Origin of the sequence: Herbiconiux aconitum (assembly GCF_024979235.1) — a bacterium.
GTDB lineage: Bacteria > Actinomycetota > Actinomycetes > Actinomycetales > Microbacteriaceae > Herbiconiux > Herbiconiux aconitum.
Genome location: NZ_JANLCM010000002.1, coordinates 493,668 through 519,375 on the forward strand (window position 1 = coordinate 493,668; position 25,708 = coordinate 519,375).

20 protein-coding genes, 1 other RNA gene and 1 pseudogene are annotated in these 25,708 nt (G+C 67.9%); 13 read left to right on the forward strand and 9 right to left on the reverse strand.

Annotated features, from left to right (window positions below):
* Window positions 1-46 precede the first annotated feature (46 nt).
* The 3 genes from ftsE to smpB are packed head-to-tail and all read left to right on the forward strand — an operon-like array spanning window position 47 to window position 2,681.
* A complete protein-coding gene (ftsE, locus tag N1027_RS13830) occupies window positions 47-1,243 on the forward strand; it encodes a cell division ATP-binding protein FtsE (protein WP_259508718.1) in 1,197 nt (398 codons plus the stop codon).
* Window positions 1,240-2,154, forward strand: coding sequence for a permease-like cell division protein FtsX (gene ftsX, locus N1027_RS13835; protein ID WP_259508719.1), 915 nt, complete (start codon window positions 1,240-1,242; stop codon window positions 2,152-2,154). The genes ftsE and ftsX overlap by 4 nt, the downstream gene beginning before the upstream one ends.
* A 50-nt stretch (window positions 2,155-2,204) precedes the next feature.
* Window positions 2,205-2,681 carry an SsrA-binding protein SmpB gene (gene smpB, locus N1027_RS13840; RefSeq protein WP_259508720.1) on the forward strand — a complete coding sequence of 159 codons (477 nt, stop codon included), beginning with the start codon at window positions 2,205-2,207 and terminating at the stop codon, window positions 2,679-2,681.
* 150 nt (window positions 2,682-2,831) lie between these two features.
* On the opposite strand, the gene N1027_RS13845 is transcribed toward smpB, so the two are convergent.
* Together N1027_RS13845 and N1027_RS13850 are read right to left on the reverse strand one after the other, a co-directional pair.
* The gene (locus N1027_RS13845) at window positions 2,832-3,797 is read right to left on the reverse strand and encodes an SDR family NAD(P)-dependent oxidoreductase (protein ID WP_259508721.1); all 966 of its coding nucleotides are present in this window, start codon (window positions 3,795-3,797) and stop codon (window positions 2,832-2,834) included.
* Complete coding sequence (locus tag N1027_RS13850) at window positions 3,794-4,465, reverse strand: SIMPL domain-containing protein (protein WP_259508722.1); 672 nt, start codon at window positions 4,463-4,465, stop codon at window positions 3,794-3,796. The genes N1027_RS13845 and N1027_RS13850 overlap by 4 nt, the downstream gene beginning before the upstream one ends.
* A gap of 79 nt (window positions 4,466-4,544) precedes the next feature.
* On the opposite strand from N1027_RS13850, the gene N1027_RS13855 reads away from it, so the two are divergent.
* The 5 genes from N1027_RS13855 (at window position 4,545) to N1027_RS13875 (ending at window position 11,229) form a co-directional block, all read left to right on the forward strand.
* Window positions 4,545-5,297 carry a tyrosine-protein phosphatase gene (locus N1027_RS13855; protein WP_259508723.1) on the forward strand — a complete coding sequence of 251 codons (753 nt, stop codon included), beginning with the start codon at window positions 4,545-4,547 and terminating at the stop codon, window positions 5,295-5,297.
* A 70-nt stretch (window positions 5,298-5,367) separates the two neighbouring features.
* Window positions 5,368-5,766: a transfer-messenger RNA gene (gene ssrA, locus N1027_RS13860) on the forward strand.
* 100 nt (window positions 5,767-5,866) lie between these two features.
* Entirely contained in the window at window positions 5,867-6,724 is an 858-nt protein-coding gene (locus N1027_RS13865) for a GntR family transcriptional regulator (RefSeq protein ID WP_259508724.1), read from the forward strand.
* 41 nt (window positions 6,725-6,765) lie between these two features.
* The gene (locus tag N1027_RS13870) at window positions 6,766-8,016 is read left to right on the forward strand and encodes a HupE/UreJ family protein (RefSeq protein WP_259508725.1); all 1,251 of its coding nucleotides are present in this window, start codon (window positions 6,766-6,768) and stop codon (window positions 8,014-8,016) included.
* A 153-nt stretch (window positions 8,017-8,169) separates the two neighbouring features.
* Window positions 8,170-11,229, forward strand: a complete 3,060-nt coding sequence (locus N1027_RS13875) for a fibronectin type III domain-containing protein (RefSeq protein ID WP_259508726.1) — start codon at window positions 8,170-8,172, stop codon at window positions 11,227-11,229.
* A 78-nt stretch (window positions 11,230-11,307) separates the two neighbouring features.
* Here N1027_RS13875 and N1027_RS13880 read toward each other — a convergent pair whose 3' ends face one another.
* Both N1027_RS13880 and N1027_RS13885 read right to left on the reverse strand, forming a co-directional pair.
* Window positions 11,308-11,964 carry a histidine phosphatase family protein gene (locus N1027_RS13880; RefSeq protein ID WP_259508727.1) on the reverse strand — a complete coding sequence of 219 codons (657 nt, stop codon included), beginning with the start codon at window positions 11,962-11,964 and terminating at the stop codon, window positions 11,308-11,310.
* Window positions 11,965-12,003: 39 nt separating this feature from the next.
* Window positions 12,004-12,848, reverse strand: a pseudogene (locus tag N1027_RS13885) (DUF72 domain-containing protein).
* Window positions 12,849-12,893: 45 nt separating this feature from the next.
* Here N1027_RS13885 and N1027_RS13890 point away from each other — a divergent pair.
* The 3 genes from N1027_RS13890 to N1027_RS13900 all read left to right on the forward strand — a co-directional run bounded on the left by N1027_RS13890 (window position 12,894) and on the right by N1027_RS13900 (window position 16,577).
* The gene (locus N1027_RS13890; protein WP_259508728.1) at window positions 12,894-14,126 is read left to right on the forward strand and encodes an NAD(P)/FAD-dependent oxidoreductase; all 1,233 of its coding nucleotides are present in this window, start codon (window positions 12,894-12,896) and stop codon (window positions 14,124-14,126) included.
* Window positions 14,127-14,235: 109 nt separating this feature from the next.
* Window positions 14,236-15,000, forward strand: coding sequence for an META domain-containing protein (locus tag N1027_RS13895; RefSeq protein ID WP_259508729.1), 765 nt, complete (start codon window positions 14,236-14,238; stop codon window positions 14,998-15,000).
* Between the two features lie 71 nt (window positions 15,001-15,071).
* Complete coding sequence (locus N1027_RS13900) at window positions 15,072-16,577, forward strand: S1C family serine protease (RefSeq protein ID WP_259508730.1); 1,506 nt, start codon at window positions 15,072-15,074, stop codon at window positions 16,575-16,577.
* A gap of 16 nt (window positions 16,578-16,593) precedes the next feature.
* On the opposite strand, the gene N1027_RS13905 is transcribed toward N1027_RS13900, so the two are convergent.
* Genes N1027_RS13905 through aroA form a run of 4 tightly spaced genes read right to left on the reverse strand, consistent with a single transcriptional unit; the run spans window position 16,594 to window position 20,371 of the window.
* Complete coding sequence (locus tag N1027_RS13905; protein ID WP_259508731.1) at window positions 16,594-17,100, reverse strand: septum formation family protein; 507 nt, start codon at window positions 17,098-17,100, stop codon at window positions 16,594-16,596.
* 7 nt (window positions 17,101-17,107) lie between these two features.
* Complete coding sequence (gene hisN, locus N1027_RS13910; RefSeq protein WP_259508732.1) at window positions 17,108-17,932, reverse strand: histidinol-phosphatase; 825 nt, start codon at window positions 17,930-17,932, stop codon at window positions 17,108-17,110.
* A gap of 40 nt (window positions 17,933-17,972) precedes the next feature.
* Complete coding sequence (rsgA, locus tag N1027_RS13915; protein WP_259508733.1) at window positions 17,973-19,013, reverse strand: ribosome small subunit-dependent GTPase A; 1,041 nt, start codon at window positions 19,011-19,013, stop codon at window positions 17,973-17,975.
* Window positions 19,010-20,371 carry a 3-phosphoshikimate 1-carboxyvinyltransferase gene (aroA, locus tag N1027_RS13920; RefSeq protein WP_259508734.1) on the reverse strand — a complete coding sequence of 454 codons (1,362 nt, stop codon included), beginning with the start codon at window positions 20,369-20,371 and terminating at the stop codon, window positions 19,010-19,012. Before aroA ends, rsgA begins: the two co-directional genes overlap by 4 nt.
* A 39-nt stretch (window positions 20,372-20,410) precedes the next feature.
* Here aroA and N1027_RS13925 point away from each other — a divergent pair, with 39 nt between their 5' ends.
* Window positions 20,411-21,097 (forward strand): sigma-70 family RNA polymerase sigma factor, encoded by a 687-nt coding sequence (locus N1027_RS13925; protein ID WP_284439043.1) that lies wholly within the window; start codon window positions 20,411-20,413, stop codon window positions 21,095-21,097.
* Window positions 21,094-21,333 (forward strand): zf-HC2 domain-containing protein, encoded by a 240-nt coding sequence (locus tag N1027_RS13930; RefSeq protein WP_259508735.1) that lies wholly within the window; start codon window positions 21,094-21,096, stop codon window positions 21,331-21,333. The genes N1027_RS13925 and N1027_RS13930 overlap by 4 nt, the downstream gene beginning before the upstream one ends.
* 514 nt (window positions 21,334-21,847) lie before the next feature.
* Here the strand turns inward: N1027_RS13930 and N1027_RS13935 are convergent.
* On the reverse strand, window positions 21,848-25,684 hold the full coding sequence (locus tag N1027_RS13935) for a multifunctional oxoglutarate decarboxylase/oxoglutarate dehydrogenase thiamine pyrophosphate-binding subunit/dihydrolipoyllysine-residue succinyltransferase subunit (RefSeq protein ID WP_259508736.1): 3,837 nt from the start codon (window positions 25,682-25,684) through the stop codon (window positions 21,848-21,850).
* Window positions 25,685-25,708: the final 24 nt, after the last annotated feature.

A 25,708-nucleotide genomic window follows, 5' to 3' on the forward strand; every position in this document is an offset into this window, starting at 1 on the left:
GTCGTGCGCTGCAAAAGGGCGAAGCCCTGCTTAGTCTCAACACGTCATGATTCGGTTTGATCACGTAACCAAGACCTACAAGGGCACCAAGCGGCCGGCCCTCAACTCGGTCGACCTCGAAATCCTGCGCGGGGAGTTCGTCTTCCTGGTGGGGGCGTCGGGGTCGGGTAAGTCGAGCTTCCTCCGCCTGATCCTCAAGGAGGACAGGCCGACCAGTGGAAACATCCACGTGCTCGGTCAAGACCTCAATGCCATCTCGAACCGCAAGGTTCCCTACTTCCGCCGCAACCTCGGGGTCGTCTTCCAGGACTTCCGGCTGCTGCCGTCGAAGAACGTCTTCGACAACGTGGCGTTCACGCTGCAGGTCATCGGCAAGTCGCGCGGCTTCATTCAGGAAGCGGTTCCGGATGTGCTGCAGATGGTCGGTCTGGCCGAGAAGGCGAACCGCCTGCCGCACGAGTTGTCGGGCGGTGAGCAGCAGCGTGTCGCCATCGCTCGCGCCGTGGTGAACAAGCCTGCCATCCTGCTGGCCGACGAGCCCACCGGTAACCTCGACCCCTCCACGAGTGCGGGCATCATGACGGTTCTCGAACGCATCAACGCCGGGGGCACCACCGTGGTCATGGCCACCCACGACAACGCGATCGTCGACCACATGAAGCGGCGGGTGATCGAGCTCGTGACCGGCCAGATCGTGCGCGACGAAGACCAGGGCGGCTACGGCATGACCGCCGAGATCGCGCTGCAGGACTCGGGGCTCACCGCCGAGATCGCGCTCTCCGAAGGGCTCGTGCGCCCGGTCGGTCCGGCGCAGCCGCACGTGGCTCCGCCGCGCTATGCGCCGCCGGTGCCCACCTCGACCCAGGCCACGCCCGTGGTCGCGCCACCGCCGCTGCAGCCCGTTTCGCCGCCGATGCCGGCCTCGCAGCCCGTGCCGGTCCAACAGCCGGTGCCCGTGCAGCAGCCTGCCGCCGAGCCGGTCACCGTGCCTCCGACCCCGCAGTACGCGCAGTTCGACCGGCCGCAGCAGCCGGCGCCTGCTCCGGCCGCACCCACGCAGACCGGCCCCGTCGCACCGGCAGGTGCGCATCCGGGAACCCCGCCGATGCCGGTGAATCCACCGCAGCCGGATGCGAGTGACCCGGCCACCGAATCACTCACCCTCGCCGAGAAGCTCGGCCTGCGGGCGCCCGGCGCCCCGGCCGATCAGGCGAACGACCAGAACGTAGGACCGACGACGTGAGATTCGCACTCATCCTGGGTGAGGTCGGCACCGGCCTCCGGCGCAACGTCTCGATGGTCATCTCGGTCGTTCTCGTCACCTTCATCTCGCTGACCTTCGTGGGCACGGCCGGTCTGATGCAACTGCAGATCAACCAGATGAAGAACTTCTGGTACGACAAGGCGCAGGTCGCCGTGTACATGTGCACCGCGACATCCGGCGGCGACAATTGTGCGGGTGGCGAGGCCAACGCCGACCAGATCGCGGCGGTGAAGGCTCAGCTCGACTCGCCGACGCTGGCGCCCTTCATCCAGCAGTACTACTTCGAAGACCACGAGCAGGCCTACGAGAACTTCAAGCAGCAGTTCGCCGACAACCCGGTCACCGCCTACGTCACACCCGACCTGCTGAGTCAGACCTACTGGGTGAACCTCAAAGATCCGCAGCAGTCGGACGTGCTGGTCGAGAGTCTCTCCGGCCTGCCCGGCGTCGACGGAGTGACCGACCAGCGGAGCTACCTCGAGCAGATCTTCAACATCCTGAACATCGCCAGCATCACCGCTCTCGGAATCGCGATCATCATGCTCGTCGCGGCGGTGCTGCTGATCGCCACCACCATCCGGCTCTCCGCCTTCTCGAGGCGGCGGGAGATCGGCATCATGCGGCTCGTCGGAGCATCGAACCGCTTCATCCAGACACCCTTCATCGTCGAGGGGGTCATCGCGTCGCTCATCGGCTCGGTGCTCGCCGGCCTCGCGTTGGTGCTGGTCGTGAAGTTCTTCGTGCAAGACCAGTTGGCGACCGCATTGCCGTTCACCTCCTTCATCGGCTTGGGGGAAGCGTTCTTCGTGGCGCCGATTCTGATCGTCGGTGGCGCGCTGCTCGCTGCCTTGGCGGCCAAGGTCGCGATCACCCGGTATCTGAAGGTCTAGAATGGTGGGCTGCCCCATTTCGGGCATCCACCCCTGATCGAGGAGACGCCGTGCCACGCGAACGCGGAGAGAAGGTCGTCGCGACCAACCGCAAGGCGCGACACGACTACACCATCGAAGACACCTATGAGGCGGGCCTGGTTCTCACCGGCACCGAGGTGAAGTCGCTGCGGGAAGGCCGGGCCTCGTTGGTCGACGGCTATGCCTTCGTCGAGGGCGGAGAAGCCTGGCTCGACGCCGTGCACATCCCGGAGTACAACCAGGGCACCTGGAACAACCATCCGCCGCGCCGCAAGCGCAAGCTTCTGCTGCACAAGGAGCAGATCCTCAAGATCCACAACAAGACCAAAGAGGGCGGCTACACCCTCGTTCCGTTGAAGCTGTACTTCAGCGACGGTCGCGCGAAGGTCGAGATCGCGGTGGCGAAGGGAAAGCGCGAGTACGACAAGCGCCAGGCCCTCCGCGAGCGGCAAGACAAGCGCGAGGCCGATCGCGCCATCTCGAGCCACCGCAACCTCGGCGACTGACTCGCCCTCACCCCTCTCCGCGTCATCCCGCCCCGTCGAAACGACGGAGTTTCGCCGCGAAACGCACACACTACGGTGTGACACCCCGAACCCCGGGAGGAACTCCGTCGTTTCGACGCGGTAAGACGCGGTAAGGGGGAGGGGTGTGGGTCAGTCGGGGAGGTCGTAGGTGGCGCCCGTGAGGTGCTCAGCGGCGGCCCAGAGAGGGCGCGCGATCGCGGGGTCGCGGGCGTAGGGCTTCGCGCCGACGACGGCCGGACGGCCCTTCAGCTGTCGCCAGCCGGCGGGGCCCCAGTACTGCCCACCAGCGGCGGCGGCGTCGGTGGCGGCGGCCACGATCGGCCAGGCGCCCGCATCCTTGCCTTGGGCGATCACACGATAGCCCGGGCGGAGGAGTGCCGGGGCGCTCTTCGGGGTGGGCAGGATGTCGCGTCGCGGTGCGAGCTCGTCGACCGAGTACCCCGGATGCGCCACCAGGCTCGCCACCGGAGCTTCCGCCAGGCGGAGCCGCCGGTCGAGCTCGAACCCGAAGGTCATTACGGCGAGCTTCGACCGCCCGTAGGTGCGGAACTCACGGAATCGCCCCGCCTCCGACTGCAGGTCGTCGAGATCGAGGCGGAAGAACTCGTGACTGATGCTGCCGAGGTGCACGATGCGACCGGGCGTCGGCTGGGCCAGGAGAGCCGGGAGCATCCGCCCGATGAGGGCGAAGTGGCCGAGGAAGTTCGTGCCGATCATGGCTTCGAAGCCGTCAGCCGTGGTCTGTCGGCCGTGGGAGGCCAGCACACCCGCGTTGGCGATCAGAGCATCGACGCGGGGGAGCGCCGAGAGCTCGGCAGCGGCATCCGCGATCGAGGAGAGATCGGCGAGGTCCAGGCGCACGAAGCGCGCGTCGGCCGCCGGCACCTGGGCGGAGAGGGAGCGGAGGGCTGCCGCGCCGCGTTCGGCGTTGCGGGCCGCGATCACCACCGTGCCGCCGGCTGCGGCGAGCTGCTCGCTCGCCCAATAGCCGAGGCCCCCGGTTCCGCCGGTGATCACGAAGGTGCGGCCCGTGAGGTCGGGCACGACGGGGGCGCCGCCTTGCGAGGCCACGGAGCGGGAATCTGCGCCGCTCACGCGAGCGCGGTCTGCGACGAGAAGCGGGCGTGCACGGTGGCCTCGATCACGATCGCGCTGGGCCGCAGTTCCATGCCTCCGCCGCCTGGCGCCCCTTTGGCCATGGCCATGGCGGCGAACTGCGTCGCCGGTGCCGGGTTGTCGAGCAGGCCGGGATCGGAGATCGAGATCGGCACGACATCGCCGAGCCCCAGCGCCGCGGCGTATTCGCGGGCCTTGGTGACGGCATCCACGACCGCGCCCCGACGGGCCTCGGCCTGCAGTTCCTCCTCGGTCTCGCGGGAGAGCAGCCAATCGATGCCGTCGATCGCGATGCCGTCGCGGATGGAGACGACGTCGATCCACTCGGACAGGGCTTCGAAGTCGTCGAACTCGGCGTCGACGAAGACGGCGCTGTGGAACTCCACCGGCAGCCGGGTGGCGTCCTGACTCCAGGGGCGCTGCCCCCAGACGCGGATGTCTTCGGAGTGCCAGCCGATCACCGGCCCGTCGTGCTCGTCGAGGATCGACTCGAGAGACCCCGTGAGCGACTCGTGCGCCGCCCGCGTGGCCGCGAGCACACTGTCGCGTTTGGAGCCCTCGAAGCCCACCCCGATGCGCACCCGGGCGCGTTCGGGATTGCGGCGCAAGCGGCTCGACCCGGCCACGGTGATGATCGTCTCTGACATGCCTCCACGATATTCCATGCGAAAGCACCGGCTCGTCCGCGTTCAACCGCGGTGCGGAACTCGTGCGGGAGAATGAATCATGAGCTCAGCGTCACCCTCCGGATCTCTCGTTCCCGGCACCGTCAATTTCCGCGACGTGGGCGGCCTGGCCGCTGGTTCGGCCCTCGTGCGCAACGGTCGGCTGTTCCGATCGGATGCGCTGCACAGCCTGGGTGAGACCGGCCGCGCCGCGGTGCGCTCCCTCGACGTGCGCACCGTCATCGACCTCCGCGACGAACTCGAGGTGACGGCTGAACCCGACGAACTCGGCGGCCTCGACGTCACGGTCATCCACGACCCGGTGCTCGAGGGCTCGGCGATGTCGCTGGTGGCGCAGGGCGCCGACCTCGCGGCTCTGTACCGGCACATGACCGAACAGAGCGGCGCGGTGCTCACTCGCTGCGTCGGCCAGATCGCCCGCGCTGCCGAGGGTGGAGTCGTGGTGCACTGCACAGCCGGGAAAGACCGCACGGGCATCGTCGTCGCCCTTACGCTCGCAGCTCTCGGGGTCTCCCGCGGCGACATCGTGCGCGACTACGCGGTCACCGAGCAGAACCTCGCCGGCGCCTGGCTCGACGGCATGGTGGAGCGCGCCTCCCACCATGGCATCACGGTCGACGACGCCATCCGAGAACTGATCGGCGGCAGCCCGGCGACGGCGATCGAGGCCGTGCTCGACGAGGTCGACGAGCGCTACGGCTCCGCGGAGGGCTTTCTGCGTGCCCACGGATCGAGCGACGACGATCTGATCGCCCTGCGGCGCACACTTCTGGTCGAATCTGTCGTAGACTAGAGGGCTGCTTCAGGGTGAGAGCCTTGGGCAGCGCTTGGCAACTCAACAGCGTGCACCAGTGACCCACCAGGGGGATGATCGGTTTCGACATCGCCTGCGAAACTGCGAGAAGCGGGTCGAGGATGCGGGGTTATCTCGTTAACGCCCTCCGCAAACTATAAGTGCCAATTCAAACAGCACTGTTGCGGCCAAGAAGGCCTCCTTCGCCCTTGCGGCGTAGGACTTCCTTCCTAGCTAAATAGCAACTGTCGGTCCGGGAATGCTCTCTACCCGGGTTCCGGCATTATCTAGAGAGATTGCTGCGTGGTTATGCCTTAGGGCCACGCGGGACTTGCACTAAGACTGGGCTCGTCGACCTAGATGCCTGTAGCAAAGGTCGGAGCCGAGCAGAACGCCTCAACAGGCTACGCCCGTAGAAGGCGCAGAATCACAGCGATGGACGGGGGTTCAATTCCCCCCATCTCCACCACCGGTCACTGGTGCACGTTCGTTGGGATTGCCACCTTCTGTGCCTGCCACGTCTTCAGGCGGCAACCTCCTGTTCATCCGGCTACGACATCATCGGGTTCGTGTCTGAGGTGCAGCGGTATCGGGAACTCGCTGAAGCGTTGCGCGAACGGATAGCCGCGGGCGAATTCGCCCACGGGAATTCGTTGCCGAGCGAGCAGGCGTTCGCGGTCGAATACGGGGTGACGCGCACGATCGTGCGCAGCGCCCTGCGCTGGCTGGAGCAGCGCGGACTCGTCACCGCGCGCCGCAACATCGGGTGGTTCCTGCGTGCGCCGCACCAGGTGCAAGGGTTCGACCGGCTGCGCTCCTTCACGCAGTGGGCGGAGGGGCGGGGCATGCTGGCCGGCGCGCGCATGGTGAGCCGGGAAAGTGGGCCGGCGACCGAGCGTGAGGCGCAACTTCTGCGCATCCCGATCGGCGAACCGGTGCTGCGCTGGAGCCGGATTCGCACGCTCGACGACCGCATCGTGATGCTCGAGCGTTCGAGTTGGGCGCCGTGGGTCGCGCCGCTGCTCGAGACCTTCCCCGATGACGGAGTGTCGTCGACCCAGGCTCTCGCAGAGGCGGGGGTGGCGGTGGTCTTCGGCAACCACCGGATCGAAGCCGTGGCCGCGTCGAGCGAGGAAGCTCGCCTGCTCGGGGTGCGCCGGTCGAGCCCCTTGCTGCAGGTGCGACGCGAGGTGTTCGCGAAAGATGGGCGTGTCGTCGAATTCGGCGTGGATCGCTACCTTCCGAACACGATCGCCTTCGAGGCGCAGGCGGCCGGGACAGCAGACCACGCCGAGCGCGGACGACGCTCGGGGCCGGGGATGGCCGCGGGAGCAGCGATCCTGTTCGGCGCCCTCGTGGCCCACTGCGTACCGTGGGCCATCGCGGCCAACGATCTCGTGTCGGCGGCGAGCGATCTGGTCGCGTGACGTTTACCTCCAGGTCACGAGAACCGGCTGCACTGAGCGGCATGCCCCATCGTCGAATCGCACCACTCCTCCTCGCCGTGTTCGCCGCACTCCTCGCGCTGCTACCGGCCGCGCCCGCCGTCGCGCACACCTACTCCGCGACGGTGTACGCCGAGGTCACCGAACCGCAGCCGGGGCTCGTGCATGCCGTGCTCGACATCGAATACGTGCTGCTCGCCGTCGACGGCGGCGCGGCGATGGGCGATTCGGACTTCACCGAAGCCGCCTACGACGACGTGCAGGCGAGCGGGCAGGATCCCACGAAGCTCACCCCGAAGGTTCTCGACGAGTACTCCGACACCGTGCTCGGTTACGTGCAGCCCCGTTTCGACATCGCGGTCGCTCCGGGCGCGGGTGAAGAGCCTGAGCCCTGTGCGAGCGACCTCGTCGAACCCCTCTCGATCGTGCTGATCGAGAACGTGCCGCACGCCCACTTCGTGCTCGACTACGACTGCCGGGCGTCCGTCGGCGCCGCGGCCCCCGCGTACCGGATCTCCACCCAGCTGTTCCCGAGCACCGGCCCGGGCGGCAAGACGACCACGGTGCTCAGCTACGACACCCGGTCGGGCTCGGGCGTCGCGAACCTCGACACCGACACGAGCCCGACCGTGACCACCGTGCAGGACTGGGGATCGCGGATGTGGGAGTTCTTCCTTCTCGGCGCCGAACACCTGCTGACCGGACTCGACCACATCCTGTTCCTGCTGGCGCTCATCGTCGGCTCGCGACGTCTGCGCGACATCGTGCTCGCTGCCTCGGCGTTCACCGTGGCACACTCGCTGACCTTCATCCTCGCCGCGCTCGGCGTCGTGTCGGTTCCCGCGATCATCGTGGAGCCGCTCATCGCGGCCTCCATCGCGTTCGTCGCGATCTGGTACCTGTACGGCGTCTGGCGTCGACGGCCGACGGTGATCGTGGAGACGGCGATGGTGCCGCCGCGCGCGCCCATGCGCGGCGCGGATTGGCTGCGGGTGGGCGTGGTGTTCCTCTTCGGCCTCATCCACGGTGTCGGTTTCGCGGGCGCGCTCGGCATCGACGAGCCCTTCAGTTGGGGCCTTCTCGGCGCCCTGCTCGTCTTCAACGTCGGCATCGAGGTGGTGCAGCTCAGCATCATCGCGATCGTGTTCCCGATCATGGTGCTGCTTCGGCGACGCTTCTCGCCGGTCGGCTTCTGGGTCGGAGTCGCCGTCTCGGCGGGAGTGGCGGTCGTCGGTCTGTACTGGTTCGTCGAGCGACTGGTCAATGCAGCCTGATCGGCGGGCCCCTGCGCTCAGTGCGCACAGTGGGCCCGCGAGTTCGGCGGAAATCGGGCGGGGAGAGCCCTCCTGACCGCTTCCGTTCACCTCCGCGTCGCTTGGCGGCGGTGGTCTTCATCCGTATCAATCGGCACTCGTCATCGGAGTCTCATGCCTCTTCGCACACCCCCCTTACCTCCCCATCCTCGACACCCGTGGCTCCGCCGCGGTCTCGCGGCGACGATCGCTGCGGGTCTCGTGACGACAGCGGTCGTGGTCGCCGGTCCGGCGTTCGCCGCCGCTCCCGGCCCGGACGACGCCACCCACGAGACGGCGAGCACGCCGGCTCCGAGCGCCGACCAGGTCGACGTCGTGGACACGGTCGCTCCGATCGTGAACGCGGTGACCACCCCCGCCGGCAAGGCTGAGCTGAACGTCGAGTACGTCGCTCCACAGGCCGAGGCCAGCGATGACCTCGATGCGGCGCCCGCCACCTCGATCTCGGTGACCGGACCGGATGGCGTCACCGCCCCGCTCGACCTCGCGACCCTCGCCTTCACGCCGAACGTCGACGGCGTCTACAGCCTCGTCTACCAGGCCGTCGACGCCGCGGGCAATGTCGGCACGATCCAGTATCCCGTCGCGGTCGGCGATGCGTCAGCCCCCGAGTCGGCGCAGAAGGCGGATGCTCTGCCCGCTTCGACCGCCGACGGCGTGAACGACTGGAAGTTCTCGGCCATCGGCGACATCCACGACAACTGGGACGAGCTCAAGGAGGCCTACGACTTCTGGGCCACCCAAGACGTCGAGACGACCCTCTGGCCCGGTGACCTCACCAACGGCAACTCCGAAGAGGAGTACTCCCAGCTCAAAGACGTCATCGACTCGGAGGACCACTACGGCATCGAGCACTACGTCTCGCTCGGCAACCACGACACGACGAGCGGCGCCGACCTCGGCGACTACGCGCTCTTCGAGACCGCGACCGGGCAGCGCCCGAACGCCGACTACACGGTCAACGGCTACCACGTCATCACGGTGAGCCCCGGCTCGGGCGAGTTCGCCGAAGACGCGGATGCCGCGCCCGGCACCGACTCCTCCGGCATGCCCACCACTGCGGCCAGCGGTTCCTACGGCTACGCGTCCACGTGGCTCAACACCCGCCTCGCGGCCGACACGGCCGCGGCTCCCGAGAAGCCCGTGTTCGTGCTGGTGCACGCCCCGCTCCGCTGCACGCACTACGTCTCGAACGAGTGGTACGGCTCGGGACTGGCCACCGGCTGCGGCGACAATTTCGACTCGCTCTTCGAGAGCTACCCGCAGGCTGTGGTCTGGTCGGGCCACATCCACACGCCGAACCACATCCCCACCTCGCTCTGGCAGGGCACCCAGGCCGGCGGCGGTTTCACCACGGTCAACGCCCCGCCGCTCGCGTACTACGAGATGGAGACCGGCGTCGTCAGCTCGGTCTCGAACGACGTCTCCGACTCGACGCCGGATGACGCGGGCAACAACCGCGAGACCGCGATCGTGGAGGTCGACGGCAGCAAGGTGACCATCACGAACTACGACCTCCAGGCCGACATGTGGGAGCCGACGGTCTGGGAGTGGGACGTCGCCGAGTCGCTCGACACCTCCAAGAGCTACGAGGAGCGCTTCCCGCTGGGAGACGCCCGTGCGAACCACACGGCAGGCCCGGTCTGGGATGCGAGCGACGCGATCACCGTGACGAACGTCAAGGAGAACACCGCGCAGGTCGACTGGACGCAGGCCGAGGCCGCGCCGAACGACGTGCACGACATCGTACAGAAGTACCTCGTCGAGGTGATCGACCCCGAGACGCGGGAGACCGCGGTCTCGTTCTACCGCTGGTCGCAGTACTACGTCATGCCGCTGCCTGACAGCGTCGGACACGAGGTCTGGGATCTCAAGCCCGGCACGGAGTACACGGTGCAGATCACCCCGATCAACGCCTGGTCGAAGGCCGGTGCGCCGCTGACGACCACGTTCACCACCACGGGCGAGAGCACGCACGAGACGTCGACCTTCGAGGACCACGGTGCCGCGATGCCCGCAGCCGACATGCTGGACATCGACTTCGACACCGTCAAGGACGTCTCGACGAACCCGGTGCCGTACGCGCTGCTGGATGCGACCGGAAAGGCCCCTGCGACCGGACAGCCGGCCCAGGTGCTGGTCAGTGCCGCCGACAAGCTGAAGCTCGTCGACGGGTACACCACGAGCGCGGCGTTCGTCGCGAACGGCCCCGGAGACGTCTTCACCTACGGCAACCCCGCGCTGGTGTCCAACGTCATGCGGATCACTCCGTTGAGTGCGACCCGCGGCACGTTGACCGACATCGCGGTCATCCAGGGCGCCGAATACGAGCTGGTTCGCCAGGTGATCACCTACGGACAGCCCTACCACGCCGCCCTGCGCTTGGACGGCGCCAACATGGACGTGTGGTTCGACGGCAAGAAGGTCGGAGGGTCGGATGTCTCGGCAGACCTTCTCGCGATCATGGCGGCTCCGCAGTACGACTACTACATGGTGGCCGGCGGCTCGACCGACGGCACGGGAACGATCGTCAACCCGTTCGACGGTGAGCTGAGCGTGGCGCGTGCCTACTCGACCGCCCTCACCGACGTCGAGATGGCCCGCATCGCCCACCAGGCGCAGCCGAGCACGGACTTCGTCCTGCCCGCGGTGCGCGCGGTCTCCGCGCCGGTGGGCGCCGGGACGGCGGGTGTCGAGTCCTCGTTCCCCGCCCTCGAGTCGGTGGACGACTCCGGCGTGGTCGCGGAGACGTCGATCACGGTTCTCGGACCGTCGGGCGACGAGCTGGGGTCGACGACCGGTGCGGCGGGTGCCTTCACCCCCGAGCTGCCGGGAGGCTACACCCTCGTGTATGCGGCCACCGACGGCGCCGGCAACGAGAACTCGGCACGGTACTCGGTGACCGTCGCGGCCGACCCGACCGTGCCGGCCGACCCGACGAACCCGGGCGACCCGGCCGATCCTGCCGACCCGACGAGCCCGTCCGCTCCCACGGACCCCTCCGGTTCCGCGGGTGCATCCGATCCGTCGGATGCGAGCGGGGCGTCGCAGAACGCCGGGGCACTCGCCAACACGGGTAACGCCCTCGGCGCACCGATCGGCCTCGCCCTCGGCTTGCTGCTGCTCGGGGCGGTCACCATCGTGGTCATGAGGCGGCGGCGAACGACGTCGTAACCATCCTGCGATCGCAGGCACCACCGCGCGGTGCGGGCAGGTTCGTTCTTCGACGAACCGGCCCGCACCGTCGGCGTTTCAGCCCAGGGCTTCGCCGGTGGGGTCGGGCGCCGACACGTCTTCGAGCGCCAGACCCCCGAGCGGGGTGCCTTGCCAGTGCGTGGTGATCCAGCCCTCCGCAGCCGAGCCCTCGAGCGTCACGACACCGGTGTTCTCGAGCGGATGCGCGCGGCTGAAATCCGCGTCGAGGTTCGACGACGACCAGGACGCCCAGGTGCGGATGGCGGCGCCATGGCTCACGACCGCGATCGTGCCCTCATACTGCTCGCTGAGCGCGGAGATCGCGCCGTCGTACCGCTCGTAGAACTCGGTTCCGTTCTCGCCTCCGGGGATGCGGGCGCTGAAGTCGGTCCACCAGGTGAAGATCGTGCCCATGTAGCTGCGGATCGCCTCCTCGTCGGAGCGGCCCTCGAGGGTGCCGGCGTCGATCTCCTGGATGCCCTCGAGCACGACCGGGCGGAGCCCCAGCGCCCGCGCGAGCGGAGCAGCAGTCTCCTCGGTGCGGAGCATCGTGGAGACGAAGACCGCCTCGATCTCCTCGTCGGCGAGAGCGGCCGGAACCGCGGCCGCCTGCTCGCGCCCGAGGTCGGTGAGACCGGGGCCGGGCACCACGGTGCCGAGGGCGCCGCGCACGTTGTCGATGGTCTGGCCGTGTCTGATCAGAAGGAGTCGCATCCCTGCCAGCCTACGGCCACCACCCCGACGTCGCTGCGGTCAACCCAATCGCTCCCGCAGGCGCATCGCGTCGAACGGCGCGTGACCACGGGCGTCGTTGTCGAAGTACAGGTAGACGTCGCGAGGGCGATGGTCGGTTGCGCCGCTGCCGTCGAGCCAACCCTTCGTGCGTGCGGCCCATCCGTCGAGCGACGAGTCGTCGTAGCCGCTCGCGTAGAGTTCCTCGGCGCCGTGCAGACGCACGTAGACGAAGTCGGCGTTGACGGCGTCGATCACGGGCCAGCGACCGGCCGTGTCGGCGATGACCGACCCGACGTCGTGGGCTGCGAGAAGCGAGGCAAAGTCGGGATCGGTGTAACTCGGGTGCCGCACCTCCAGACAGTGCCGGAGGGGCGCATCCGTCTCGATCTCCAGCCAGTCGCGGCCGTCGAGCCGCTCGTCGTGCCGCCGGGCGAGTTCACGGGCGGCACCGGTCGTGCGAGGAAGCAGCGTGAGGAAGTGCTCCAACACCTCCGGGTCGAACGGCAGGCGCTCGGGCAACTGCCAGAGGAGCGGTCCGAGCGTGGGCCCCAGCGCGAGCACCCCTGACGCAAAGAAGTTGGCCAAGGGAGTCTCGACCTCGCGCAACCGTTTCATGTGGGTGATGAACCGACCGCCCTTCACCGCGAACACGAAGTCGCCGGCACCTCCGAGCGCCAACGCCGGTAGCTCTCCGGCCGCTGCAGCGAATAGAACGAACCGTTGATCTCCACGGAGTCCAGACGCTCGGCCGCGTATTCGAGCTCGCGGCGCTGCGCGAGCCCTTTCGGGTAGAAGTCGCCGCGCCATCCCGGGTAGCGCCAGCCCGAGATGCCCACGAGTGCCCGGGTGCTCTGCGCGTCCATATCGCGGAGCGTACGCTGGGGTGGTCGTCTCCGAAAGGATGCAGCATGACGGATGCCCCGCAGAGCTTCGTGATCGTCGGCGCCGCCCTCGCGGGTGCCAGCGCCGCCAAGACGCTCCGGGAGGAGGGCTTCGACGGGCGGATCGTGCTCGTGGGTCTCGAGGAGCATCATCCGTACATCCGCCCTCCGCTGTCGAAAGAGTTCTTGAGCGGTGCTGCCGAACGGGATTCCGTGTTCGTCGAGAAGCCCGAGTGGTACGGCGAGCACGAGGTGGAATTGCGCCGCGGTGTGCGTGCTCTGAGCGTCGACCCGATCGACCGTCTCGTGGCGCTCGATGACGGCCGCGAGCTCCATTACGAGAAGCTGCTGCTCGCGACGGGGTCGCATCCGCGCCGTCCGCCGCTCGAGGGTCTCGATCTGCAGGGCGTGCATCTGCTGCGCACGCTCGACGACGCAGAGGTGCTGCGCGCGGAGCTGGCCGGGGGCGGCCGCAGCGTGGTGTCGGTCGGTGCCGGCTGGATCGGCCTGGAGGTCGCGGCGACGGCGCGCACCCTCGGAAACGACGTCACGGTGCTGATGCGGGGGGCAATGCCGCTCGCTTCGGTGCTCGGCGACGAGGTCGGTCGCGTGTTCGCTCGGCTCCACAGCGACAACGGCGTCGAGCTGCTGGGCCACGTTTCGGTCGCCCGACTCCTCGGAACGGGCGGAACCGTCATCGGCGTCGAACTCGCCGACGGCACCGTGCTCTCAGCCGACCTCGTGGTGGTGGGCATCGGTGCGGCTCCGAACCTCGAGCTGGCGGAGTCGGCCGGACTCGAACTCACCACAGGCGTCGCGGTCGACGAGCACCTGCGCTCGAGCGATCCGCACATCTGGGCGGCGGGCGACATCGCCGACGCCTGGCATCCGCTCGTCGGTCTGCGCCTGCGCACCGAGCACTGGGCGAACGCGCTGAACGGTGGAGCGGCGGCGGCCCGCTCCATGCTCGAGCAGGACTCGGTCTACGACGACATCCCCTACTTCTACACCGATCAATTCGACCTCGGCATGGAGTACTCCGGCTTCGGGCTGCTCGCTCGTGGTGCCGAGGTCGTGTTCCGTGGCGACACGGATGCGCGCGAGTTCATCGCCTTCTGGCTGGCCGACGGCAAGGTGGTCGCCGGCATGAACGTGAACGTCTGGAACGTCAACGAAGCGGTGCAGGATCTCATCCGCCGCGGCACCGTCGTCGATCGCGCCGCCCTCGCCGATCCGGGCGTGCCGTTGGCCGATCTCTGAAGGTCAGCTGATTCCCGGCAGACCGTGTCCTCCGCGTTATCTGCCGTTGTTACGGTGGAGCCAGATCCGGTCCTCCGACCGGCGCGCACCGTGAACGGGAGTGATGGGAATGAAGCTCCACGCAGTCACGACGCTGGGCCTGGCGGCCCTCGGTCTTGCCGCCGTGATGTCGCTCGGCGCGTGCGCCTCGGGCGCCTCGTCACCCGCGTCGAGCCCCGCCTCGACCAACGGTGCCGGAGAGGCCGACCCGGCGACCGAGGCCGATCTCGTGGGCGCCTGGGTGACGAGCGAGAGCTACGGCTCGCCGAACACGCCCTTCCTCGACTTCGCCGACGACGGCACGTGGACGGGGTCAGACGGCTGCAACGGTGTGCAAGGCGAGTGGGCGGTGGCCGCCGACGGATCACTCACCGTCTCGGCAGGCCCGAGCACCTTGATCGCGTGTGATGGAGCGGCACTGCCCGCGATGCTGAGCAGCGCCGCCGTCGCCTTCATCGACGGCGATTCGCTCGTTCTCGCCGACGCCGAGGAAGAGGCCTTGGTCACCCTCGTGAGGGCACCTGACGGAATGGTTCCGGGTGCCGGCGGCGTCATCGGAACGTGGACGGCGGATGCGCCGGACGGCGTCGACGTGTTCCTCACCTTCACCGACGGCAAGGTCACCGGCAAAGACGGGTGCAACAACCTGATGGGCTCCTGGAGCGCCGGTGAGGGGAGCTCGGTCGTGCTCTCCGGATTGGCCTCGACGATGATGTACTGCGAAGGCGTCGACACCTGGCTCTCGAAGGCCGTCGGCCTCACCCTCGACGGCCGCACCGCGGTCGTGCTCGACGACACCGGAACCATGATCGGCACGCTGACCAAGCAGGGCTGACAAAAGCTCGTTTCTCTGTAAGATGATGGATAGCTGAGCAGCGCTCACTATCGACCATCGAAAGAGAGATCATGAGCCGATCGAATCCCATCCGTGCGGCAGTCGCCGCCTCCGTCCTTCTCGCGACCGGCACGCTCGCGGGCTGTGCCGGAGGTGGGGGAGGTGCCGCGGGCTTCGACGGCGTACAGTCCGCGACCATCCAGATCGAGTCAGAGGGAACGTTCGCGAATCCCGACGACGGCCAGACGGCCGAGGAGGCCGGGCTCGGCTCGGGCTTCTTCATCTCGGCCGACGGTCTGGCGCTCACGAACAACCACGTCGTGGCCGGCGCCGGCACCACGAAGGTGTACGTGGGTGGGGGCGATGAGGAGTTCAGCGCCGAGATCCTCGGCTCGTCGGAGTGCCTCGATCTCGCGGTCATCAAGGTCGACGGAACGGGCTTTCCGTTCCTCGGCTGGCAGAAGGGCGAGATCACCACGGGTGAAGAGGTCTACGCCGCTGGGTTCCCCCTCGGCGACCCCGACTTCACGCTCACCAAAGGCATCGTGTCGAAGAACGACACGGCCGGGCAGTCGGCCTGGGCGTCGATCGATCACATCATCGAGCACGACGCGAAGATCCGGCCCGGTAACTCCGGCGGGCCGCTGGTGAACGCCACCGGCCAGGTCGTCGGGGTGAACTACGCCAGCGTCGCCGAACTCGACTCGAACTTCGCCATCCATCGCGACGAGGCGCAGAAAGTCGTGAAGAAGCTCATCGCCGGAGAAGACGTGTTGAGCCTCGGCGTGAATGCGCAGGCGTTGCCGGTGGATGACGAAGGAACAGCACTCGGCGTCTGGGTCAGCTCGGTCAAGGCCGGTTCGCCGGCGGATGCGGCGGGCGTGCTGCCGGGCGACATCCTGATGCGTATGTCGGGCACGACGCTGGCGGCCGAGGGTTCGCTCGAAGAATACTGCGACGTCATCAAGACGCAAGGCGTCGACGGAACGATCGACGTCGATGTGTATCGCCCCTCAGAAGACGCGCTCTACCGCGGCCAGTTCAACGGCAAGGAGCTGGCGGCGGTGACCGTGCCCGGCATCGGTGCCCAGTCGGGCGGCGGAACCGACGACCGCGACTACGTCACGATCACCGACGACTCGGGCGTGCTGAGCGTCGAGGTGCCGGCCGACTGGACAGACGTCGACGGAGCCGCCTTCGAAGGGATCGGCGGGCATCAGTTCATCGACGTGCGGGCGAGCACCAACCTGCAGCAGTTCTCGGAATCGTGGGGAACCTCGGGGGTCACCGTGTCGGCCGCCGAGATGGCCGACGACCTCACTCCGCAGGCCGTCTTCGACTCCTACGCGGGCCTCACCGGCCAGTGCACGGCGACGGATGCCGACGTCTACTCCGACGGGGTCTACGAAGGTCAATACCAGTACTTCTCGCAATGCGGCGGGCAGAGCGACTTCGTCATCGTGGTCGCGTATCCCGAAGATCAGAGCTTCGTGCTCGTGGTCACGGTCGCCATCGCGAGCGACGCCGATCTCCCGGCCATCGAACGCGTGATGGGCAGCTTCGCGGCGACGTTCTGAAGCCCCGCTGGGGTGGCTACTCGGCCACCCCAGCGAGGGAGCCCACGACCTTGGCCTCGGGGTCGCCGATGAGACAGGAGACGAGGCGGTCGTCACCATCGGTCCACGATTTCTCAGTGGGCGTGAAGTAGGTGTACCCGTAGACGGAATCGTCGTAGGAGATGCCGACGAACGGCTGGAAGAGCTCGAGACACTGGGCGTCGGACTGCTCGTCGATCGCGTCATCACCCGGGAATTCGTCGCCGGCGAGTTCGAGTTCGCCGTAGACCTCGAAGTCGTGCTCATCGGCGCAATCGACGAGAGGCACCTCGCTCACCTCAGTTCCGTCGGTGTCGTTCAGACACTGGCCCACCGAGAGCGTGAAGACGTCGGTGTCGGTCTGCTCGATCTCCTCACCGGACTGCGAGTCCGTGGCAGCCGGTGCAGCGCTCGGGAACAACTCAGAGCACCCCGAGAGGGTCAGGCCGAGGGCGAGAATCGCTGCGACGCTGAGAGTGAGCTTGCCGGAGGGAGAAGTCGCCATGCTCCATTCAACCCTGTTGACCGGCGATCAGCGCGAGTGCTTCGCTGTGGAGCAGTCCGTTGGTCGCCAGAGCGCTGCCGCCCCACGGTCCGTCCTCGCCGTCGGCGGAGCTGAAACGTCCGCCGGCCTCCTGCACGATCGGGACGAGAGCCGCCATGTCGTAGGGCTTCAGGTCGAACTCGGCGGCGATCTCGAGTTGGCCCTCGGCCACCATCATGTACGACCACATCTCGCCGTAGGCGCGGGTGCGCCAGACCGCGCGCGCGAGCGCCGTCAGCTCGTCGAGGCGACCCTCCTCGTCCCAGCCCTTGAAGCTGTTGTAGCTGAGTGAGGCGTCGGCGAGCGCTGCGATGCCGGAGACGTGGATGGGGCGGGGCGATCCGGTGCGGTCGTCCAGCGCATCCGTCGTGAAAGCACCGAGCCCGGTGGCACCCCACCAGCGGCGGCCGAGAGCGGGGGAGCTGACCACGCCCACCACGGGCACGCCGTCGACGGCCAGAGAGATGAGGGTCGCCCAGACGGGGACGCCGCGCATGAAGTTGGCGGTGCCGTCGATCGGATCGAGAATCCACTGCCGCGACGATTCGCCGGCGCTGCCGAACTCCTCCCCGAAGATCGAGTCGTCGGGTCGCTCGGTCGACAGCGCATCGCGGATGGCCTGCTCGACGGCCCGATCAGCGTCCGTCACCGGTGTGCGGTCGGGCTTTGTCACGACCGTGAGGTCGGTGGCGCGAAAACGTTCCCGGGAGATGGCATCCGAGAGGTCGGCCAGCCGCAATGCGAGGGCGAGATCGTCGGGGGAGGCGGCAGCGGCAGGCGTGGTCGAAGTCACGCATCCAGGCTATCGGGCGCCCCAGTCGCTCCGGGACTGATCAGGCCGTGTGGTCGATGAGTTTGCGCAACGACTCGATGCGTGCCTTGCCGCTCTCGCCCAGCTCACCGGCCTCGACGCGGTCGATGATCTCCCAGTCGTGGGCTTCGGTGAGCGGAATGCCGCCGGGAGGTTCGCCCTCGGGCACGCGGGCGGTGGCGGCGAACGATTTCAAGATGTTCGCCGGATCGACATGTCCGAGACCGAAGGAACGCACGCCGGGGGTGTCGATGATCCACCCGGTGCGGCCGTCGGCGGCGCGCAGCCGGAGACAGATGGTGGAGGAGGAGGTGTGCCGGCCGCGTCCGGTGACGGTGTTCACGACTCCGGTGGCGCGGTCGGCGCCCGGCACCAGGATGTTGACGAGAGTCGACTTGCCGACGCCGGAGTGGCCGACCGTCACCGTCGTCTGTCCGACCAGCAGGTCGGTCAGCTCCTCGACCGGAACCGAATCGCGCGAGAGCGTGACGATCCGGAGGTCGAGGGCGTCGAATTCGGCCAGCAGAGGTGCCGGGTCGGCCAGGTCGGTCTTCGTGATGCAGAGGATCGGCGTGATGCCGGCGTCGAAAGCCGCCACGAGGTAGCGGTCGATCAGCCGGGCCCGCGGTTCGGGGTTGGCTGCCGCCACCACGATCAGCATCTGATCGGCGTTGGCCACGACGACGCGTTCGACGGCGTCGGAGTCGTCGGCACTGCGCCGCAGCAGAGTGCTGCGCTCGTGCACGCGCACGATGCGCGACAGTGTGCCCTGATCGCCGGTGGTGTCGCCGACGAGGTCGACCCAGTCGCCGGTGACGATCGGGGTGCGGCCGAGTTCGCGGGCGCGAGACGAGGTGATCTCCCGCTCGTTCGGTGTGTCTTGGTCGATCAGCACCGAGAAGCGCCCGCGGTCGACCGTCATGATGCGACCGGACAGGGCATCCTTGTGCTCGGGGCGCGTCTTCGTGCGGGGCCGGTTGCCCTTGGGATTCGGGCGCATCCGGATCGACGACTCGTCGAACTCGTCGTCGTCATCCTCGTCGCCGTCGGCCCACCAGCTCATACGCCACCCGTGAGCATGGCGCGCCAGAGCTCGGGGAACTCGGGCAGGGTCTTCGACGTGGTGCCGATGTCGTGAATCAGCACACCCTCGGTCGCGAGGCCGATGACCGCGCCGGCCGTAGCCATCCGGTGGTCGGAGTAACTCGACCAGATGCCGCCGTGGAGCGGTCGCGGCGAGATGGCGAGGCCGTCGGAGAGCTCTGTGACGTCGCCACCGAGCTGGTTGATCTCGGTCGCCAGCGCGGCGAGCCGGTCGGTCTCGTGGTGACGGATGTGCCCGATGCCCGTGATCTCGCTCGGCCCGCTCGCGAGCGCGGCGAGCGCGACGACGGTGGGGGCGAGCTCGCCGCCGGTGCTGAGGTCGAGCGTGACGCCGTGGATCGTGTCGCCGCCGATGACGGTCAGGCGGTCGCCGTCGCGCTCGACGGTGGCGCCGAAGAGGGGAAGGATGTCGGCGAGGTCGGCGCCGACCTGGGTCGTCGCCTCCGGCCACCCGGTGATCGTGACGCGCCCGCCCGTGACGACTGCGGCCGCGAGGAACGGCGCGGCGTTGGAGAGGTCGGGCTCGATGGCGACCTCGGCCCCGGCGATGCGGCCGGCCCGAACGGTCCAGCTGTCGCCTTCGGCGCCGACCGCCACGTCGACACCGCGAGCCCGAAGCGCGGCGATCGTCATCTCGATGTGCGGCTGGCTGGGCAGACGCGAGCCGGAGTGCTGCAAGTCGAGGCCGTCGTCGAAGCGCGCGGCTGCGAGCAGCAGCCCGCTGACGAACTGGCTCGAGGCGGACGCATCGATCGTGAGCGCACCGCCGGCGACCTTCCCGGTGCCGTGCACGGTGAAGGGGAGCGCGGCGCGGCCGTCGTCGCCGATGTCGACGCCCAGCGAACGGAGAGAGGTGATGGTGGTGGCCATCGGCCGGCGCCGGGCGCCCTCGTCGCCGTCGAAGGTGGTGGGGCCGAGGGCCAGGGCTGCGACCGGGGGCAGGAAGCGCATCACCGTTCCGGCCAGACCGCAGTCGATGGTCGTGCTGCCGAAGAGCTCGTCGGCCGGCGTGATCGTGAGATCCGGGCCGAAAGCGCCCGATCCGGCGACCTGCGTGATCGTGGTGCCGAGCGATCGCAGAGCCTCGACCATGAGGTCGGTGTCGCGCGAGCGCAGGGGCGCACGGAGGAGAGAGGGGGAGTCGGCGAGAGCCGACAGCACGAGTTCACGGTTGGTGAGCGACTTCGATCCGGGCACCGAGACGATGGCATCGACGGGCGCAGCAGCGTGAGGCGCCGGCCAATGCTCTTCGGTGGTCTGGGGCGCGTCATCGCCGTAGGGATTGAACTCCGGCTTGGAATATCTCGAAACAGGCATCGGTTATCAGAATAGTCGGCAGAGAAAATCCTGGAGGTAATGCGCGTGGTGGCAACGTCGGTGCTCGCAGACCCGGTCGAGATCTCGCTCGGGGTGGATGTTTCCGCCCCGGTCGTAGACTGGAGCGTGATGAGCACACCCACTCCAGATCCTCGCGCCCTATTCGAAGAGCAGGCCATTCCGTTCCTCGATCAGCTCTACGGCGCGGCGCTGCGCATGACCCGAAACCCCAGTGACGCTCAAGACCTCGTGCAAGAGACGTTCGTGAAAGCGTTCGCGGCGTTCGCGCAGTTCGAGCAGGGCACCAATCTGAAGGCCTGGCTCTACCGCATCCTCACGAACACGTTCATCAACACCTACCGCAAGAAGCAGCGCGATCCCTACCAGGGCTCCACGAGCGACATGGAGGATTGGCAGCTCGGAACAGCCGAGTCGGCCACCGCCAGTCTCTCCAGCCGTTCGGCCGAGGCCGAAGCGATCGATCACCTGCCCGACAGCGACGTCAAAGAAGCGTTGCAGTCGATCCCAGAAGACTTCCGTCTGGCCGTCTACCTGGCTGACGTCGAAGGCTTCTCCTACCAGGAGATAGCCGACATCATGAAGACCCCAGTGGGAACGGTCATGAGTCGCCTGCATCGTGGCCGGCGACTCCTGCGGGGTCTGTTGACTGATTACGCACGGGAGCGCGGTTTGGCCACCGCGTCCGTCAAAGGGAGCAAGAAATGACTGACTGCGGCTGCGACAAGGCACGAGCGGAACTCGAAGAGTATCTGCGCAACGAGATCTGCCGAACGGATGCCTCGGAGATCCGAGCTCACCTGGAGACCTGCGAGGGGTGCCAGTCGGAACTCCACATCGGCATCGTGCTCACCCAGACCGTGCAGCGCGCCTGCAAGGAGACCGCGCCCGAGGAGCTGAAGGACCAGCTCCTCGCGCGGTTGCGCACCCTGCAGGTGCTGTAGGCGCAGGGTCGAGAACGGGGTACCCTCCGCCTGGGGCGGGGAACTTGGTACCGCGCCGCATTCTTCGGGCTCGCCCGGCCTTCGGCTGGGCGGGCCCTTATTGCTCGCGCCGCCGCTACTGCGGCGCGAGGCGACATGTTCGGCTGAGGTCGGAGGGCCCGGCCTGCGGTCGGACCCTCCGGCCTCGGCCTCACCCTGGGTCGTCCGGGAGCGGCCCGCGGCCTGCGGTCTCGTGCCCCATGACTTGGGAAACGAGAACGAGAACGAGAACGAAACGACGGAGGGGGCGCGGAATTGCGGGCGGAGGCTCCGTCGTTTCCGGTGTGGGGCCCGAAACTCCATCGTTTGGCACACGAGAGCGCGGGACGGCACGCAACGGGCCCTACTCGACGACCCAGGGTGAGCGCGCGGCCGCGTCAGCGACCGCACGCGAACATGTCGCGGCGCGCCGCAGAAGCGGCGGCGCGCCCTGAAGGGGCCGCGCAAAGCACGGCCCCTTCAGCAGCTAGCACTCCTAGTGCGCCACAGCCCGCGCGATCAGCTGCGCCTGCTCCACCGCGTGACGCTTCGCCGACCCTGCCGCGGGCGATGCCGCCGCGGGGCGGGACACGACCGCGATGGTGCGCCCGTCGAGGTGGCGCGCCAGTTCGGTGCAGATGAACGGCCAGGCGCCCTGGTTCTGCGGCTCGTCCTGCACCCACACCAGTTCGGCGTTCGGGTACTGCGCGATCACGGCGTTGATCTCCTCGAGCGGCAGCGGGTAGAACTGCTCCACCCGCACCAGGGCGATCGTGTCGTCGGGGTTCTTCTGCAGCTCGCTGGCGAGGTCGTAGTAGACCTTGCCCGAGTGCAGCAGCACCTTCGTGACGGCGGCCTTGTCGGTGATGCGCACATCGTCGATCACCGGCTCGAACCGCCCGGCGGTGAGGTCGTCGACCGAACTCGTCGCGCCGCGGAGCCGCAGCATCGCCTTCGGGGTGAAGACGATGAGGGGCCGGCGCGGACGGTCGTAGGCCTGACGGCGCAGCAGGTGGAAGTACGACGCCGGCGTGGAGGGTCGCGCCACCACCATGTTGTCTTCGGCGCACATCTGCAGGTAGCGCTCGATGCGAGCGGAGGAGTGGTCGGGGCCCTGACCCTCGTAGCCGTGCGGAAGCAGCAGCACGAGGGAGGAACGCTGTCCCCACTTCTGCTCGGCCGAGGAGATGAATTCGTCGATGATGGTCTGCGCACCGTTCGCGAAGTCGCCGAACTGCGCCTCCCAGAGCACCAGGGCATCCGGCCGCTCCACCGAGTAGCCGTATTCGAAGCCCATCGCGGCATATTCGCTGAGCAGCGAGTCGTAGATCCAGAAACGTGCCTGGTTGTCGGTGAGGTTCGCCAGAGGCAGCCATTCCTGACCGTTCTCGCGATCGTGCAGCACTGCGTGACGCTGCACGAAGGTGCCGCGGCGGGCATCCTGACCGGCGAGACGCACCGGGGTGCCCTCGACCAGCAGCGATCCGAGCGCGAGTAGCTCGCCGAAGGCCCAGTCGATGTTGCCCGACCGGCTCATCTCGAGTCGCTTGGACAACAGCTGCTGCAGCTTGGGGTGCACCGAGAAGCCCGAGGGCGGGTTGTCGAAGGCGTCGCCGACGAGGTGGATGGTCGACTCGGCGACCGCCGTCTCGAACGGTGTCTTCGAGCTGTCGTCGCGCTGGGCCTCGGGTCGCTCCAGGTCGGCGATCGCGTTCGTGTCGCCTGTGATCACGGGGATCGACGAGGTCTGGGCCGCGTGGGTCTCGGCGAAGGCGCGCTCGAGGCGGTCTTGGAAGTCGCGGTGAGCGGCTTCGTACTCCTCCTCGGTGATGTCGCCACGACCGACCAGCGACTCGGTGTAGAGCTTGCGTACGCTGCGCTTGGCCTCGATGAGGTTGTACATCAGCGGCTGCGTCATCGACGGGTCGTCGCCCTCGTTGTGACCGCGGCGGCGGTAGCAGATGAGGTCGATGAACACGTCGCGGTGGAACTGCTGGCGGTATTCGAAGGCGAGCTGCGCCACGCGCACCACCGACTCCGGGTCGTCGCCGTTCACGTGGAAGATCGGCGCCTGGATGGTCTTCGCGACATCGGTCGAGTAGACCGAGGAGCGCGACTCCGACGGGGGCGTGGTGAAGCCCACCTGGTTGTTGATGTTGATGTGGATGGTGCCGCCCGTGCGGTATCCGCGCAGCTGCGACATCTGCAGCGTCTCCACCACGACGCCCTGGCCCGCGAGGGCAGCGTCGCCGTGGATGAGGATGGGCAGGGTCGAGAAGGTGCCGATGGGCTTGCGATCCTGCTTCGCCCGGGCGATGCCTTCGAGCACGCCGTCGTTGGCCTCGAGGTGCGAGGGGTTCGCCGCCAGGTAGACCGGGATCTCCGTGCCGGCCGACGAGGTGAAGGTGCCTTCGGTTCCGAGGTGGTATTTCACGTCGCCGGAACCCTGAACCGTGCGGGGGTCTTGCGTGCCCTCGAACTCGCGGAAGATCTGGCCGTAGGTCTTGCCGGCGATGTTGGTGAGCACGTTCAGACGGCCGCGGTGCGCCATGCCGATCGCGACCTCGTCGAGGCCCTCCTCGGCTGCGCCCTGGATGATGCGATCGAGCAATGCGATCGTCGACTCGCCACCTTCGAGCGAGAATCGCTTCTGGCCGACGTACTTGGTCTGCAGGAAGGTCTCGAAGGCTTCGGCCTCGTTGAGCTTCTCGAGGATGCGCATCTGCTCGTCGTGGCCGGGCTTCGCGTAGGGGCGCTCGACCTTCTCCTGGATCCAGCGGCGCTGACCGGGGTCTTGGATGTGCATGTACTCGATGCCGATCTTGCGGCAGTAGGAGTCGCGCAGCACGCCCAGGATGTCGCGCAGGTAGGCCTGGCGGGTGAGGCCGAACTCGCCGGTCACGAACTCTCGGTCGAGGTCCCAGAAGGTCAGCCCGTGGGTGGCGATGTCGAGGTCGGGGTGCGAGCGCTGGCGGTATTCCAGCGGATCGATGTCGGCCATCAGGTGCCCGCGCACGCGGAAGGCGTTGATGAGCTCCTGCACGCGCGCCGTCTTGTCGATGGCGCTGGCCTCGTCGACACTGATGTCGGCGGCCCAGTGGATCGGCTCGTAGGGGATGCGGAGCTCGGCGAAGATGTTCTCGTAGAACTTGCGCTCACCGAGCAGCAGCTCGTGCACCTTCTTGAGGAACTCGCCGGAGCCGGCGCCCTGGATGACGCGGTGGTCGTACGTTGACGTGAGGGTGATGATCTTGCCGATGCCGAGATCGCTGAGCACCTTCGGCGAGGCGCCCTGGAATTCGGCCGGGTACTCGAGAGCACCGGCGCCGATGATGGCGCCCTGCCCCTTCATGAGGCGTGGCACCGAGTGCACGGTGCCGATGCCGCCCGGGTTGGTGAGCGAGATCGTGGTGCCCTGGAAGTCGGTGGCGGTGAGCTTGTTGGCCCGGGCGCGCTGCACGAGGTCTTCGTAGGCGGCGAGGAACTCGTTGAAGCCCATCGTGTCGGCGCGCTTGATGCCGGGAACCAGAAGCGCCCGCGAGCCGTCGGGCTTCGGCAGGTCGATCGCGATGCCGAGACCCACGTGGGCCGGGGCGACGACCGACGGCTTGCCGTCGACCTCTTCGTAGTAGACGTTCTGGCTCGGGAACTCCTTGAGCGCCTGCACCAGCGCCCAGCCGATGAGGTGGGTGAAGGAGACCTTGCCGCCGCGGGCGCGGCGCAGGTGGTTGTTGATGACGATGCGGTTGTCGATCAGGAGCTTCGCCGGGATGGACCGCACGCTGGTCGCGGTGGGAACCGTGAGGCTGGCGTCCATGTTCGTCGCGAGCGACTTCGACATCCCGCGCAACGGGGTGACGGTGTCTTTCTCGGCGTCTTCGGCGGCATCCTTCGCCGCTTCTTCGGGCGTCATCGGCCGGGCGCTCGGCGCCTCGGCCGGGATCGGCTGCGGTTTCGCCTCGACGCTCGTGGTGCGCGCGATCGGCTGGGTCAGCTGGCGGGAGTCGGCTCCCGACGCCTCGGCGATCTGCTGCGATTCGGTCTTGGCCGTGGGCGGCGTCGCGACCGCTTCGGCTGGGGCGGACCCCTCCGCGGGTGCAGCCCCCTCTGCGGGCGCTGCGGATGCCGCGGGGGGCGTCACGCCTTCTGCCGGTGCTGCACTGCCTCCGGAGACGTGCGATCGGTAGCTCTCCAGCACCGGCCACCACGACTTGTCGACCGAGTTCTTGTCGACGAGGTACTGCTCATACAGCTCGTCGACGAGCCACTCGTTCGCCCCGAATTCTCCCGATGTTCCGTCATCGGTGCTCGTACCCGTCAATTGGCTAGCCAAAGCCGATCGCCCACTCTCCGTTTG

Bases quoted from the DNA above. Each gene is read 5' to 3' on its own strand.
- N1027_RS13855 (WP_259508723.1), top strand. From the start codon at position 4,545: ATGAGCTCAGCGTCACCCTCCGGATCTCTCGTTCCCGGCACCGTCAAT.
- N1027_RS13905 (WP_259508731.1), bottom strand. From the start codon at position 17,100: ATGGCGACTTCTCCCTCCGGCAAGCTCACTCTCAGCGTCGCAGCGATT.
- N1027_RS13850 (WP_259508722.1), bottom strand. From the start codon at position 4,465: ATGTCAGAGACGATCATCACCGTGGCCGGGTCGAGCCGCTTGCGCCGC.
- aroA (WP_259508734.1), bottom strand. From the start codon at position 20,371: ATGCCTGTTTCGAGATATTCCAAGCCGGAGTTCAATCCCTACGGCGAT.
- N1027_RS13870 (WP_259508725.1), top strand. From the start codon at position 6,766: ATGCCCCATCGTCGAATCGCACCACTCCTCCTCGCCGTGTTCGCCGCA.
- N1027_RS13890 (WP_259508728.1), top strand. From the start codon at position 12,894: ATGACGGATGCCCCGCAGAGCTTCGTGATCGTCGGCGCCGCCCTCGCG.
- N1027_RS13900 (WP_259508730.1), top strand. From the start codon at position 15,072: ATGAGCCGATCGAATCCCATCCGTGCGGCAGTCGCCGCCTCCGTCCTT.
- rsgA (WP_259508733.1), bottom strand. From the start codon at position 19,013: ATGAGCTGGTGGGCCGACGGCGACGAGGATGACGACGACGAGTTCGAC.
- N1027_RS13925 (WP_284439043.1), top strand. From the start codon at position 20,411: ATGCGCGTGGTGGCAACGTCGGTGCTCGCAGACCCGGTCGAGATCTCG.
- N1027_RS13875 (WP_259508726.1), top strand. From the start codon at position 8,170: ATGCCTCTTCGCACACCCCCCTTACCTCCCCATCCTCGACACCCGTGG.
- N1027_RS13880 (WP_259508727.1), bottom strand. From the start codon at position 11,964: ATGCGACTCCTTCTGATCAGACACGGCCAGACCATCGACAACGTGCGC.
- ftsE (WP_259508718.1), top strand. From the start codon at position 47: ATGATTCGGTTTGATCACGTAACCAAGACCTACAAGGGCACCAAGCGG.
- N1027_RS13930 (WP_259508735.1), top strand. From the start codon at position 21,094: ATGACTGACTGCGGCTGCGACAAGGCACGAGCGGAACTCGAAGAGTAT.
- N1027_RS13895 (WP_259508729.1), top strand. From the start codon at position 14,236: ATGAAGCTCCACGCAGTCACGACGCTGGGCCTGGCGGCCCTCGGTCTT.